The sequence below is a fragment of the Glaciecola sp. MF2-115 genome, from assembly GCF_047250385.1.
Lineage (GTDB): Bacteria > Pseudomonadota > Gammaproteobacteria > Enterobacterales > Alteromonadaceae > Glaciecola.
Genome location: NZ_JBLBVM010000054.1, coordinates 228,938 through 242,804 on the forward strand (window position 1 = coordinate 228,938; position 13,867 = coordinate 242,804).

A 13,867-nucleotide genomic window follows, 5' to 3' on the forward strand; every position below is an offset into this window, starting at 1 on the left:
TTAAACCATCATATCCAATAGACCATCACCAACAACCGCGCTATCCCAATATGCGGTATGCGCCATAAGCCAATTTTTCCCTGTATCAACAGGATAGTCTTTAATAAACCAGCCAAAGTCTGAGCCTGTCTGTTTGTACTTTTCGGCTATATTAAAATCACGCAGCTTAGTGCCCAGAATATCACCTGAAACCACTGGGTCTGTCACATCGAAGTAATTAAGCCAACGCAAGCTGTAGTCACCCGTACCTAATTTACTGGCGTGACTTCTACCCGTCTTTTTAAACATTTTTAAGCCCAAGGGTGAACCAATCGTAACCAAGCCTTGCACCGGCCATGTGAGCGGATTATCACGTTCAAACAAATCGCTGCTTTCAATGAGCTCGTTTATAACATCAAAAGCATATACGCTGCCTAGACTATGGGCGACGATGTATAAGGGGTTTCCGGCTTCATAGTAGGACATAATCTGCTCACGCAGTCCTTGCCTGATTTCATTGGCGGTGGAATTCTTAGATAGTGAAATTGCCACATCGCCAACAATATCGATGACTGCTGGCGCGACAACAGCCCCCACTCCAGTGCTTAGTAATAAGAGCGACAAGCTTTTAAGTCTTTGTAGGCATGCGTCCGATAAGTTTTCATATCGGTATAAATCGACATCAAACTCAAAGTCTAGGTGGTTTAGCCTAGATTCAATTGAACGACGGATCATTTTATCTTGCTGCTGAGAGTCATCATCGGCCAATTGAACGCCGTGGACAACTAAAATAACTCTCTTATTATCTGGGGATACCGGCACCTTTTATTCCCTTGTGAAAAATGCTTGTATAGAAACAGTAGTCAAAGTGAGCAATAAATCAACAATATTTCATTAATAAATATGAAGGTACAAAATTAGTATTAGTAGAATTAGTTGCGGTAAAGCCTAACTTCCAGGGCTAGGCACCTTGTTTTTATTTACGTTTTTGGCATTTTCAATGTCGTCGGCGAACACTTCATCTTCTTTTGTGGCCTCTAAGCCATTTTGCGCAGAACCGTGTCTAGGCGCATAGGATAGTCGAGTAAGTAATGAAAAGTGATCAGAGCCTATTGATGGCAAACGCTGAATAGATTGAACTGTAAAGTGTTCACTATGAAATAAATGATCGAGTGGCCAGCGCATAAAAGGAAAGCCCACATGGTAAGTGTTGTACATGCCTCGACCTATGCGCGGATCCAACAAGCCACTGAGCTTTCGAAACAATCTTGTTGTACGAGACCAAGCCACATCATTAAGATCACCCGTTACGATTGTAGCTTGCTCACTATCAGCAACACTACGAGCCACTATTATGAGCTCCGCATCTCGCTCTTTTGATTCCGTATTCTCTGTTGGGCTAGGCGGTGCTGGATGCAAGAAATGAACGCGAACCCAATCGCCCGTGCGCAATTTTAAAAGGGCGTGCATAGACGGTACATTTTCTTCTACAAGAAATGATACTTCAACGTCATCCAATGGAAGCCGAGAGTACACGTGCATGCCATATAAATTATCGAGGGGACAGCTAATAGTATGCGGCATCTTATCTTTAAGTACATCGAGTTGCTCCTGCCACCATAAATCAGACTCTAGCGTCACAAGTACGTCTGGCTGATGCTCATGCATTAGCTTTATCAGTTTGTCAGCACCGCGATTGGGTGTAAGCACATTCGCTGTAATGAAACTAAGCTGGCGCTCAGACTGATTATCTTTAGCCGCTAGCACTTCGACGGGCCAAAGCCTTGTATACGGCAATATCCACCATGAATGGTAGCAAGCACACAGAAAAACTATCGAGCTTAGTAACCAAGCTGTCGCTTCATTGAAATCTAAGAAAAGGTATTGCAACACTAAGAGTAGAATCGCAAATACGGCAAGTTGAAAACGTGGGAAATCGAAGCCACGCACAAGCCAATGTGAGTTGCGCAATAAGGGTAACAGCGTCGCACTTAGTATAATAAGACTCAGGAGAGACAGTACGATCAGCATAGTTCGCCCACTGAGTGAGTAAAGGACACGCCTATACTATTTTTCATAATGATGCGCTCCCATCACAGATGTGACCAATGCTCGTCGCACTTTAACCAACATATGTGGGATCAAAATGGTGATTGGCATTTTCAATAGGTGGCCTCGAATATACATAATAAAGCGTGCAAAATTATTCCATGAGTTAAATACAATATCATGAGATGGCATGATTGCTCGATATAAAATCTTCCTCACAAAAAATTCAGTGATGAAAGAAAGCTTAGGACTTTTAAGCTGATATTGCTGTACGCTGTTAGTGTGAAAAACCAAGTCTCGCACACTAAGGGCATAATACACTTCTTTATAGAAACCCATCGATTCAGACAACTTTATAATTCCGTCTAAGCCTTCTGAGGCTTCTAATTGCTCGATAAGTAAATGAATATCCAGCACATCCCTAAAGCTCTTGCTGAAATCTTCATTAAAAAATAAGTGAATAATACAATGCAACACTAAAAGATTGGGTGGTAGCGCCCAGCTTCCGTCTTTTGTAACTTGTACATTTGAGAACAGTGATTCTTCATCGATATCAATTCCAGAGACGGGTGGTAATAGAGTGAAATGTATATCTAAACTGGTGCCTCTGTAGACGTGCTTGTAGGGCGGCAATTCATGTGCCCATTTGCGATAGTATTGTTGGTCATAATCGTCGAGCTTTGATTCTGCCCAATCATTTTTTTGTAACACCGCTTCAACAGCATTGAGTTGGGACTTTTTCACTAGAATATCGATATCGGACATCACACGCCCAAAGTGATTAATATCCTCTCGCAACACATAGGCAGCGCCTTTTAAAAAGACCGGTTGAATATCGGCTTTCGCCAAAACAAGATTAAGCGCTTGTGATTCGTTGCGTACTTGATGAGCTTGCCTGTCCGCATAGATTTTTGCAGACTCTATGTGTTTAAGTGCAAAAGGCGGAATGCTTTCTAGTAAGGAATTGCGCTCCAGCAAATAGTAGAACGTTGCCAGTAAATCGGCACCGCGAAGGATCCTGATGAAGCTTTGCCAGTGTGACGAGTCGAACTCTTTAACTTGCTTTGGCTCAGAAAACACTTCAAATACGGTATAGATACTGATTGCATTTTTCATGTTTCAATCACACTCAGTAAGAACTTTTCTAAGCCTTCATAAGAGGAGTAACTTGCAGTGTAAAAATCACTGTTTTCTACTACTTTTTGTAAAGTTGAGAAGCCGCTTTCGCCTAGGACGCTGTAATTAAAAGAGTGATGGATTAATTTTGCGAAGCCTTCAACCTGACTAACTTGCTCAACAACTAAGTCATTTTCAGCTTTGTATTTAGGAAACACGACCGCTACTATTGTAGCCTTTTTGAGAAGCTCAAACTCCGCCCTGCTATGCAATTTTACATGCGCGATGTCGCCCTTGTGAGTGCCAATTGTTGTCGGTGAAAAAGTCGCATTTGGCGAGCTTTGTTTAATGACATCGATTGACCTATTCTTAAGAGAGGCAGCTCTATGCATAGGTTGAACAGAGTTAGTGCCGAGTGGAATAATAGCCATCTCGTCTGAAAAAAGCTCCCAGCCATGCAATCCAAAATGAGTCGCTAGTGTACTTTTTCCAGATCCTGGAGTGGCAGGGAAGATAATTGCTTTACCATTTTTAACTAACACGGAAGAATGAATGAGTAATTTCGAATAATCTAAAGACGCAATACACCAATTCATGCCCCATTCAATTGAAGGCATTAAGAGCTTAGGATTAACTGGATTGAAAGGTCTTTGATTATCAACGTAAATACACACTTGAGGTTTTATGAAGCGGCGCCAGAAAGATGTGTACTTAATGGTTAATGTAAAATCGACGGGGGCGTCCACTGAGTAGTTAACGCTCTCATCATACATATCGACAAGATAGTCGACGATAAAAGATGGGCAGTTTTCAAAACAAAAGCGGTAAGGCCCGACGTCAACAATTGGATTCAAACTGTTTCCAACATAATATTCTTATTCATTAATTCCAGCCTCAAATCATTAATTAAAGTATCAGCCTCTGGCACAGAGCTGAAAAAATCACAATTCAAAGAGCCTTTAGAACTAACAATTAACGGGTATTGACGTAAGTCAGATTGGATAAAAACTGTGGAATAATCGCTCTTATCGAATGCAATTATTCCACTTAGGTCTGGCGGTACAAAAACTAAATGGTTGTTAGAAAGTTGATGCACCTTTAATGCCTGCGCCTATTATGAGCATGAACCATTTTGAGGGATCGACATGTGAGTAACTCCGTCGTTAAATGACGATTTCAATGAGTCAAAGTTTGTCGGCTCCATGTTGTTATTTGTGACATAAAGTACACCCCAAATATGTTCAATTAGTTCATCAGCTCCACTAAACTCGGGAGGAATGTTATAAAAACCAAAACGAGCGTTTAAGTAAACTGCAGCCAAGTTCCAAATGCCTCCAGGATTTGCTAGCGCATTGCCTAGGTGCAACTCTTTAAATGGAATAGAGCCTTTACCATCGGATAACATGATGGTCGTATTTTTGATATATGAATTCAAATAACAAAAATTATGATTTAGTGCACCATCGCTTGCAGTTTTATACGCGGAAAACATAGCTTTGATTTTATTTCTACCCTTGTTAGTGGGTTGAGGAGCAATAAATTTGGCCCAACTGCCCGGAGAACGACCATTAGACAATACAGGCATCACACACGTTGTAGTTGACGTCGAACCACCTGAAATACCAGACGCATTACAAGCACCCCAAACAGATTGAGCTGGCATCGATGAAGCCACTAAGCCTATCGCAGATTTCTTAAGAAAACTCCTACGTACGCTTGTTTTAGTAATTTCAGAAACTTGTGATTCCGTTTCTTTTGATTTATCGATACTCATAAAAAGTTTTCCCTAAAAATGGATATTCTCCATACATTGCAAAAATCATTCCAAAAACTAAGTCATTGAAATTTTTGCAATAAAATTATACCGGTACTCGTAAATGTAAAATAACCCGACAATCGATAACGCATGAATTGAGTAAGAAAAATTAGATGCTACACCAAAGCGTTATTAGATTTATCAGCCTTACTATCGAAGCAAGTGACTTTCGAAGTGATTTACATGCATAGAATAATGAGGAAAGGTTATACGATAACGCTGAATTATTCAACTAAATTCATTCTGCATAAATCTAGAAATCAGGGCATAGATGACTATTGGAAAACCTTGAAAAGCCCCATAGATTGCGCCCATAAGATTAACTATTTAAGCTTTAGTTTGTTAAAAACGTTTTCACAACATCCTTGTAATTACGACTGACTTTTATTTTGTCGTATTCGCCCATCATCAAGAAAAACTCACCCTTTGTATGAGGAATAACTTTGTCTATAAAATTGAGGTTTACGATGGTTGAGCGATGCACTCGCTTGAACACATCCTCATCTAAATATTCTAGCATTTCCTTTAATGTACAACGTTTAACATGCGTCTCACCCAAAGCATGCACACAAACATAGTCACCCGCAGCATCAATCCACTCAATATCATGTTGCTTTAGCAAATGAATTTCGTCTCGTTCTTTAATAACAATCTTTCTGTTTTTTAATTGTAGGTCTTCTTCTTGACCCGCGTTTGTATTCTCTGTTGAATCGTCATCCTGCGGATATGAATCATTCGCCTGCCAAGTAACTGTTTTATTCTGCTTCTTATCCATTTGCGCGATAGCTTCAATGACGTCACTTTTATTGTTTGATGTTTCATTTGTCATGACTTGCATGCGCTGAGCTGCTCGACCGATGGCACGTTCAATACGCACATCATCAATGGGTTTTAGTACATAATCCACGGCATTTGCATCAAAAGCCTCAAGCGCATATTGCTCATAAGCAGTAGCAAAGATAATAAGAGGCATCGCGTCATTTTGTAGGTTCTTGACCACCTCCAGCCCTGTTATTCCTGGCATTTGAATGTCTAAAAAAAGTAAATCAGGTTTTAATTCTATTACAGCTTCAATAGCCTCACGACCATTTGAACACTGTGCAATAATGTCAATATTTGGTAGTTTGTTTAACTTGGCCGCTAGCAACTTCAATGCTAAAGGCTCGTCGTCTACAATTATCGTTTTTATTTTAGTCATATGTTTTTTTATCTTACTTCCGTTCAGTCATGTAAGCGCTCAATATAGACTTACTATCAAGTTTTTAACCAGCCTCTTTTCACTTTAAGCTGACAACTCGAATGGCATATTGATGCGGCTAATTCGCCCACCTTCAATCCCTTTCATCGCATTGAATTGGTAATCATTTTCGTATAGTACGGCTAACCTTTGCTCTATGTTTACTAAACCAACCCCAGTGCTACTATCTTGCTTAGACACTTTTTCTTTTCGTTTATTTTCAGCGCCCGTATCTGAAATTTCGATAATGAGCCGCTTATGCTTGATTTTCGCGCGCAGGCTGATGGTGCCACCAGCCTCACTTTTTGAAATAGCGTGCTTCATAGAATTTTCAATAATTGGCTGTAAAAGCAGACTCGGAACTAACGCTTCTTTAGCATCGTCATCCACCATAAAATCGAGGTTTAATCGATCCGCAAATCTGGTTTTCTCAATTTCTAGATACAAGTTTAAAGCTGCAATTTCATCGGCTAAGGTCACTTTTGTATCGGGGTCATTGTCTAGGGAATGGCGTAAAAACTGACTCAATTGCACAGTCATCGTTTGCGCTTTCTCAGATTCTTCAATTTCAATGAGTGAATTAATAGCGTTGAGAGTGTTGCATAGAAAATGCGGATTAAGTTGGTATCGAAGCATTTTTAATTTCGCATCTCGTGCCACACTTTGTGCCTCAATGCGTTTGATATGTTCTTTTCGTGTAGCAGCTTCTGCAACTAGCATGGTTTCGTGTTCCGATTGAAGTAGCTCATAATAGCGAATACCGTGAAACAAGCCGGTCCAACACAAAAAGATAAAGATACTTGCGAAATACCAACCGCCAAACTCGTCCCACAATTCGCCTGCTGGGGTAAGCCATGACAAGGCTTGCATGCGAAAAATAGTCCACACAAAGGCGACAAAGAAAACCATTAGCATGCCGATGGTTAATCGATAAGTTATCGATTTTTCCCATATCCTATCAAAAGTGCGATATAGCAAAATTGAAAACAGCAGGCCCAATAATCCTTGCAACACGGTATGAGTGATATTTCCAAACGTAAACTCGTTATACCAAAGAGTTAAGGTAATGAAACTAACGACGCTAACAAACAACCAAAAGCTCGCCTGCCAGAACCAAAAGCGATGGGACGCATCGTGCTTGATCGCCGTTTTTATTGACTGGTTGAAAGTCCTGATCATGCCCTAACTAATTTACTTAATATTAACATTTGTCTAGTTTACACATCCTATCTATTCATATCTATGTATATGCTGATTTAAGAGTTAATAGACGTAAAAACTCTAGAATCAAAAATAGAGTTATTTGCGATGTTGAGGAGGAAAGCTACCTCAAAAATAGTCCGTTTTACCTTATTTCACTGGACGCTAACAATTCCAACGCTAATGTAGTCAGTCGTCAAAAGCACAGCCATGCAAAGTCGAATTTGGCATGTCGAGACAACATAAAATAAGAGTACGAGTATGACAACCAGCCCGATAGAAACAAAAGCAATGCAACTGTTAAGCAAAATGACCTTAGATGAAAAGCTTGGTCAATTATCTCAAACCTGCGGAGCTGGCGGACATATACCGCAATATCTTGTTGAAGGAATACAAAAAGGCCGAGTCAGTTCTGTCATTAACGAAGTAGACCTTGCAACAGTTAACGAACTTCAAAGGATCGCCAAAGAGGAAAGTCGCTTAGGCATTCCATTGCTCATTGGGCGTGATGTTATTCATGGATTTAAAACGATTTTCCCCATTCCATTGGGGCAAGCAGCAGCTTGGTCGCCAGAGCTGGTAGAGAAAGGGGCACGAATTGCAGCCCTCGAATCTGCTAGAGCTGGCGTAAATTGGACCTTCGCGCCAATGATAGATATTGCTCGCGATCCTCGCTGGGGACGCATAGCAGAAAGCCTCGGCGAAGATCCTTTCCTATGTTCGCAGCTTGGCGTAGCGATGGTAAAAGGATTTCAATCTGATGATTTATCAACAAACGGCGCTATTGCCGCTTGTGCAAAGCATTTCGTGGGTTATGGCGCGAGTGAAAGTGGCCGTGACTACAACACTACCAACATACCTGAAAATGAACTTAGAAATGTGCACTTACAGCCCTTCTATTTCGCTGCAAAAAGTGGTGTCGCCTCGTTTATGTCGTCGTTTAGCGACTTGAATGGCGTGCCTGCCAGTGGCAATCAATGGTTGTTAAAGCAAATACTGCGCGACGAATGGCAATATAAAGGTCTGGTTGTTAGCGATTGGGAATCGATTAAGGAATTAAAAGTTCACGGGCTGTCAGCAAGTGACAAAGACTCCGCTCGTTTAGCCGCAAAAGCAGGTATTGATATAGAGATGCAAAGCACCTGTTACATCGATAATATGAAGGCTCTGATTGATGAGAGTAAAATTCAAGAATCCGAAATTGACAGTTTGGTATTGAACGTACTTCAGACCAAGTTCGCCTTGGGTTTGTTCGATCAGGCTTATACTGATCTATCAACGTTACCTGCCTACCTAAACCATGAACATTTAAGCGCTGCAAAAGAAGCTGCGCAAAAAAGTTGTGTCCTTTTACAAAATCAAAGCAGAAATGGAGCTTCGCCAATATTACCTTTGAATAAAAATGACACTAAGCGTATAGCCGTAATCGGGCCCTTAGCAAACGATGGATATGAACAATTAGGCACTTGGGTTTTTGATGGCGAGGAACAGCACAGCATAAGCTGCTTAAGTGGCTTGAAAGAAATTGTAAATGAAGGTACTGAGATAAAATTTGAACCTGTTTTTGCAAGCTCAAGAGATAAAGACACTCAACAGTTTGAGAAAGCGCTATCCATAACGGAACAAGCTGACGTTGCGATCCTATTTTTAGGCGAAGAATCGATTTTGTCGGGTGAAGCACACTGCCGTTCGAATATCGATTTGCCCGGCGCACAGAATGAGTTAATTGAGTATTTGTCGCAATCTAGTACCCCAATCGTGTTAGTCATTCTTGCGGGGCGACCATTGACTATTCAACCCATAGTGAACAAAATCGATAGTATTTTATATGCTTGGCATCCCGGCACGATGGGCGGCATAGCCATTGCCGAAATATTATTTGGCGACGCTTGTCCTTCAGGCAAACTACCCGTTACTTTTCCACGAGTTGTTGGTCAAGTGCCTATTTATTACGCGCAGAAAAATAGTGGTCGGCCTGCTGCTGAATGGAGCTATGTGCATATTGACGACGTGCCTCAGCGTGCACCGCAAACATCCTTAGGAATGGCTGCAACTCACCTAGACACACATTTCACACCTTTGTACTCTTTTGGCTTTGGTTTGTCCTATGCTGAGTTTGCATATCATGATGTAAATATTAGCGACAATAAAATTGTCATTGGTGAATCGTTCTCGGTTACCTTAAAAGTGGAAAACAAGAGTGAGATTGACGCAGATGAAATTGTGCAACTCTATATTCGCGATTTGGTCGGCTCAGTAACGCGGCCCGTCAAGGAACTCAAAGGGTTTCAACGAGTTTATGTGAAAGCTAAGTCTATCGTAAACGTTAATTTTGAGTTGCATACCGATGATCTGGCTTTTTACGATATAAACAACAAGTTGAATGTTGAAGCAGGTGACTTTTTGTTAGGAGTTGGAAAGGATAGTTCGCTTGAGTTGAATGTGGCTTTTGAGCTAATAAATTGAACTGAAGTATTTTTAATACTTAGCTTTACAGTCATCGCTATTTTTGGAGTAAAAATCGTCAACTTTCTTTACAAAAAATTAACAAGATGACTGCGTAGGTGACTATTCCCCTGATTTTGTTGTAGTTTATTTTAGGTCTACATTTTGCATATTACCTCTGATGTACAAGATTAGAAATAAAATTTAAAAGATCGCTTTAGAAGGAATTAGGAAATGAAATTTTTGAAATTATCGGTTTTTCTCTGCGTAGCTTTGTTGCTCAACCCAGTGCAGGTTATGGCAACGATTATTACGTTTGATGATATTGACCCTGTATTTGTAGTACCAGAAGACTATGGAAGTAACATCTCTGTGGCAACTGGTTCGTTTCTGGAAGGGAACGGTTTTACGCCAAATGTCGCTGTTAGCTATTTGCGGGATAGTACAGCGCAAAATTTTTCTGTTTGGGATGGATACAGCACACTAGATAACGCTTTGGGTCACAATAGTTTTGCAGTTCCAGGAGAAATGATTCTTACTCCCGACGCCGGATTTGTCGTGCGACTAAATGAATTTGATTTTGCTGCTTGGTCAGGTGAATATAACGCGAGGATTACCATATTTAGTGGTCCATCAAATATTTTATTCGACTCTGGGAATTTCATTTTAAATGAAAACCAAGGTGTTCAAAATTACACTTTCTCAACGCCTTTAGAGTCTACGAATACAATTCGGATTAGATTTGAAAATTTTGGCGATTTAGCAATTGATAATATAAATTTTGATCAAAGAAGAGTTGCCGTTCCGGAACCAAGTTCTTTGGCGCTTTTGGCACTAGGCTTTTTGACCTTCAGAAGACTTAAAAGCAAGCGTGGTTCAAAAGGAAGTTAAGCCATTTTGTAACTTATTGGATTAGGCGGTATTAAGTTATAAAGTTCAGTCGCTTAACAATTCTGTTTTCAGATTTTTTGACTTCCTTGTATAACGAAAGCCTAGCTTTCGACCTCATAAAAAAAGCACAACCGGTTTCCCTGTTGTGCTTTTTATTGTCAATGCTTAGTTACTTAGTTTAACGCGTCTCTTAGTTCGCACTAAAAGTAATGTTATCAAAGTAATTCACCGTTTCGGCATCTCTAGCGTTAAAGTCTGGGAAAACAATCACATTGGTAATGTTAACTGTTTCCGCTGTTCCAATATAGCTTGAGAAATCGAATGTTAACTCTTCCCATTGGTTGATTTGCGTGTTGGCCACTTTCAACTCTGGTTGCGCTGCTGCACCAACGGAGAACTTGATACCGACATCACTAATGACCGATTTCCACACCATAATTCTCACAATTTTGTTGCTTGAATCTAATGTAAAAGTAGGGCCTGAACTCGTTTCTGTGCCAGCAAAAGGTTGACCATCCACTCGAGCAGTAAATTTAGCTACGGTTGCTGAATCATTGACACCGGAAGAATCTGGATTAGCAATAATTTCTAATGCTGGATTATCACCATTTTCAAAAACGGCCCACACATAACCAGCGTTACCAGCACCACCCTCTTCAAAATCAATATTCAGCTGTGTATTTACAGGCGTTTCTACTGCTCCCGTCGATAACACTTTAAAATTGTCGATGCGGAATATAGCACCGTCACCTGGGCCAAACGCTGGGAAAACCATAAACAAATCGATAAGGTTTACGTCTAAACCAGCATCTGCCAAATCAGAGATATTGAAAGTATATGTCTGCCATGTATCAAGCACTGGTGCCGCATGTCCTTCTTGGCTGCTGGACAAATTCACTTCTGCAAATGTCGCTGCTGCGTTGCTTTCAACTTTTAATAACCAGTTAGTTGGTCCTGCGGTCGCTTGTTGAACCAGTTTCAAATCGAAAGTAATTACACCTTCATCTGCAATAGCTGAAGCATTGAAGGGTTGGCCATCAACTGCACCATCAGCATCGCGGGCAGTGTAACCAACAACTGTGCCACCAATAATGGTAAATTCGGTGACTTGGTCATGCTCTGCATCGTCAGTTTCAATCGTAATCGTTGAACCACCACAGCAGTCCCAAGGTGCCCATGCAGGTACGATGGCATTTTCAAAGATAACAAGATCAGAATCTGCTGGCGGTGGTGGCTCTACTGTATTAGCCCCATCTGGAAACACTTTTACATTGTCGATTCTAAAAATAGCACCATCACCCGGACCAAAGGCAGGGAAAACCATCACCAGGTCGATGGCGCTTACGTCTAAACCAGCTGTCGCAAGATCGGCAATATTAAATGTATAAGTCAACCATGTATCAAGCACAGGTGCTTCATGCCCTTCTTGGCTAGAAGATAAGCTAACTTCACCATTCGTTGCAGCACCATCACTTTCTACTTTCAACAACCAATCAACTTGACCACCAGTAGGCAGTTGAGTCATTTTCAACTCAAAAGATAATGTTCCGTCAGCAGCAATAGCTGATGCATCAAATGGCATGCCACCTACTGCGCCATCAGCCTCTCGTGCTGTAAAGCCAACAACCGTTCCGCCATTAATAACAAACTCAGTGACTTGATCATGCTCAGCATCATCTGTTTCAATTGTTGGTGTTGTTCCACCACAACAATCCCATGCAGCCCACGCTGGCAATGCGGTATTTTCAAAAATAGTGAGTACAGGGGCAGATGCTTCAGTAACCACAATCGTGAACGCATCAGAAACTGAGTCAGTACCATCTGACACTGACAGTTCAACTGGATAGCTATCTGCTGCATCAGGAGTACCACTTAGAATACCCGTTGAGGTGTCAAAAGCGCCCCAAGTTGGCAAAGTAACTGAAGAGTAAGTTAGGTCATCACCATCTTCGTCAGTCGCCGTTAAGGTATAGGTATAAGATGTTCCCACCGTCGCCATCGTAATCGCATTACTGGTAATTACTGGCGCATTGTTTTCTGATACGACTGCTGCAACTGTAATCGTAAAGTTTTGACTAACAGAGTCTTCACCATCTGACACACTTAGCTCAACATCGTGATCGCCAACATCTGCTGTTGCAGGAGTACCGCTTAAAACACCAGTGCTCGCTACGAATGTCAACCAATCTGGTGAAGTCGTGGCTGACATCGTGAGAGTGTCACCGTCTTCATCTGTTGCGGTTAATGTATAAGAGTACTCGCTACCTTCAGTCGCTGCAGTTGGCGCCACTGAAGTAATTAGCGGTGCAACATTAGGAATTGCTGTCACTTCAACGGTGAATGATTGTGTTTGTGTATCGGTACCGTCTGACACGGTTAGAGTCACAGCATGATCACCGACATCATCTTCACTTGGCGTTCCACTCAGCACGCCGGTACTTGCCTCAAACGATAACCAAGCTGGTAGGCTAGTCGCCGCTAAAGTAAGTGTATCGCCGTCGGCATCCGTGGCTGCAAGTGTATAGGAGTAATCTTGCCCTTCTTCAACCGTTAGAACCGCAGTACTACTAATAACAGGTGCATTATTCGCGGGCGGTGTTTCTGGTGGAGCAGGATCATCATCGTCTGAACCACATGCGCTCATTCCCATTACGAGCCCTACAATGAGTGCTAGTTTTTTTATTCGGTGTTGCTGTGAATTGTATTTCATTTTTTTATCCTTGATAAGCGTATCTGACTATTCAATGCGCTCGTTGACTCAACCGTGAGTGTTACATTTGTTTTACTTTATATTTACATTTCACCTTATAGATGAAGAAAAAGTGAGCAACTTAAAAGCGACTAAACGAACTTAAAAGAGGTTTAAATGGATAGGCCCGCGTCTTTCATGCGAAGGCAAGAATCTGCTTCATACATCGCACGATGTTTTTAATATTCGATGATGATTTGGGAGATTACTGCCTTCGCAGTAACGACGGGTAGGATGAGATCGTGTCTTAGTTGCGAAGGTTAAAATCTGCTTCATTCATCGCAGGATGTTTTTAATTTTCGATGATGTTTTGGGAGATTACTGCCTTCGCAGTAACGACGGGTAGGATGAGATCGTGTCTTAGTTGCGAAGGTGAGGATCTGCT

10 protein-coding genes are annotated in these 13,867 nt (G+C 41.3%); 2 read left to right on the forward strand and 8 right to left on the reverse strand.

Features of this window, described 5'->3' with window-relative positions:
* The 7 genes from ACKLNX_RS13015 to ACKLNX_RS13045 form a co-directional block, all read right to left on the reverse strand.
* Nucleotides 1-801 carry a hypothetical protein gene (locus tag ACKLNX_RS13015; protein WP_412972670.1) on the reverse strand — a complete coding sequence of 267 codons (801 nt, stop codon included), beginning with the start codon at nt 799-801 and terminating at the stop codon, nt 1-3.
* A gap of 126 nt (nt 802-927) precedes the next feature.
* Nucleotides 928-2,010 carry an endonuclease/exonuclease/phosphatase family protein gene (locus tag ACKLNX_RS13020; protein ID WP_412972671.1) on the reverse strand — a complete coding sequence of 361 codons (1,083 nt, stop codon included), beginning with the start codon at nt 2,008-2,010 and terminating at the stop codon, nt 928-930.
* A gap of 36 nt (nt 2,011-2,046) precedes the next feature.
* Nucleotides 2,047-3,144: a nucleotidyltransferase family protein gene (locus tag ACKLNX_RS13025; protein WP_412972672.1), complete on the reverse strand. Its 1,098-nt coding sequence runs from the start codon at nt 3,142-3,144 to the stop codon at nt 2,047-2,049.
* Nucleotides 3,141-3,998, reverse strand: a complete 858-nt coding sequence (locus ACKLNX_RS13030; RefSeq protein ID WP_412972673.1) for an HprK-related kinase A — start codon at nt 3,996-3,998, stop codon at nt 3,141-3,143. Before ACKLNX_RS13030 ends, ACKLNX_RS13025 begins: the two co-directional genes overlap by 4 nt.
* Nucleotides 3,999-4,258: 260 nt before the next feature.
* Nucleotides 4,259-4,918: a hypothetical protein gene (locus tag ACKLNX_RS13035; protein ID WP_412972674.1), complete on the reverse strand. Its 660-nt coding sequence runs from the start codon at nt 4,916-4,918 to the stop codon at nt 4,259-4,261.
* Between the two features lie 376 nt (nt 4,919-5,294).
* Nucleotides 5,295-6,158 carry a LytR/AlgR family response regulator transcription factor gene (locus ACKLNX_RS13040; protein WP_412972675.1) on the reverse strand — a complete coding sequence of 288 codons (864 nt, stop codon included), beginning with the start codon at nt 6,156-6,158 and terminating at the stop codon, nt 5,295-5,297.
* An 84-nt stretch (nt 6,159-6,242) separates the two neighbouring features.
* Entirely contained in the window at nt 6,243-7,376 is a 1,134-nt protein-coding gene (locus ACKLNX_RS13045) for a sensor histidine kinase (protein WP_412972676.1), read from the reverse strand.
* A 282-nt stretch (nt 7,377-7,658) separates the two neighbouring features.
* Here ACKLNX_RS13045 and ACKLNX_RS13050 point away from each other — a divergent pair, with 282 nt between their 5' ends.
* Entirely contained in the window at nt 7,659-9,863 is a 2,205-nt protein-coding gene (locus tag ACKLNX_RS13050; protein ID WP_412972677.1) for a glycoside hydrolase family 3 N-terminal domain-containing protein, read from the forward strand.
* A gap of 213 nt (nt 9,864-10,076) precedes the next feature.
* Nucleotides 10,077-10,733, forward strand: a complete 657-nt coding sequence (locus tag ACKLNX_RS13055; protein WP_412972678.1) for a PEP-CTERM sorting domain-containing protein — start codon at nt 10,077-10,079, stop codon at nt 10,731-10,733.
* A gap of 190 nt (nt 10,734-10,923) precedes the next feature.
* Here the strand turns inward: ACKLNX_RS13055 and ACKLNX_RS13060 are convergent, their stop codons facing one another.
* Nucleotides 10,924-13,443 carry a putative Ig domain-containing protein gene (locus ACKLNX_RS13060; RefSeq protein WP_412972679.1) on the reverse strand — a complete coding sequence of 840 codons (2,520 nt, stop codon included), beginning with the start codon at nt 13,441-13,443 and terminating at the stop codon, nt 10,924-10,926.
* Between the last annotated feature and the right edge of the window lie 424 nt (nt 13,444-13,867).

Excerpts from the sequence above, each read along its gene's own strand:
- ACKLNX_RS13020 (WP_412972671.1), bottom strand. The coding sequence starts at position 2,010 with ATGCTGATCGTACTGTCTCTCCTGAGTCTTATTATACTAAGTGCGACG.
- ACKLNX_RS13025 (WP_412972672.1), bottom strand. The coding sequence starts at position 3,144 with ATGAAAAATGCAATCAGTATCTATACCGTATTTGAAGTGTTTTCTGAG.
- ACKLNX_RS13035 (WP_412972674.1), bottom strand. The coding sequence starts at position 4,918 with ATGAGTATCGATAAATCAAAAGAAACGGAATCACAAGTTTCTGAAATT.
- ACKLNX_RS13040 (WP_412972675.1), bottom strand. The coding sequence starts at position 6,158 with ATGACTAAAATAAAAACGATAATTGTAGACGACGAGCCTTTAGCATTG.
- ACKLNX_RS13045 (WP_412972676.1), bottom strand. The coding sequence starts at position 7,376 with ATGATCAGGACTTTCAACCAGTCAATAAAAACGGCGATCAAGCACGAT.
- ACKLNX_RS13050 (WP_412972677.1), top strand. The coding sequence starts at position 7,659 with ATGACAACCAGCCCGATAGAAACAAAAGCAATGCAACTGTTAAGCAAA.
- ACKLNX_RS13055 (WP_412972678.1), top strand. The coding sequence starts at position 10,077 with ATGAAATTTTTGAAATTATCGGTTTTTCTCTGCGTAGCTTTGTTGCTC.
- ACKLNX_RS13060 (WP_412972679.1), bottom strand. The coding sequence starts at position 13,443 with ATGAAATACAATTCACAGCAACACCGAATAAAAAAACTAGCACTCATT.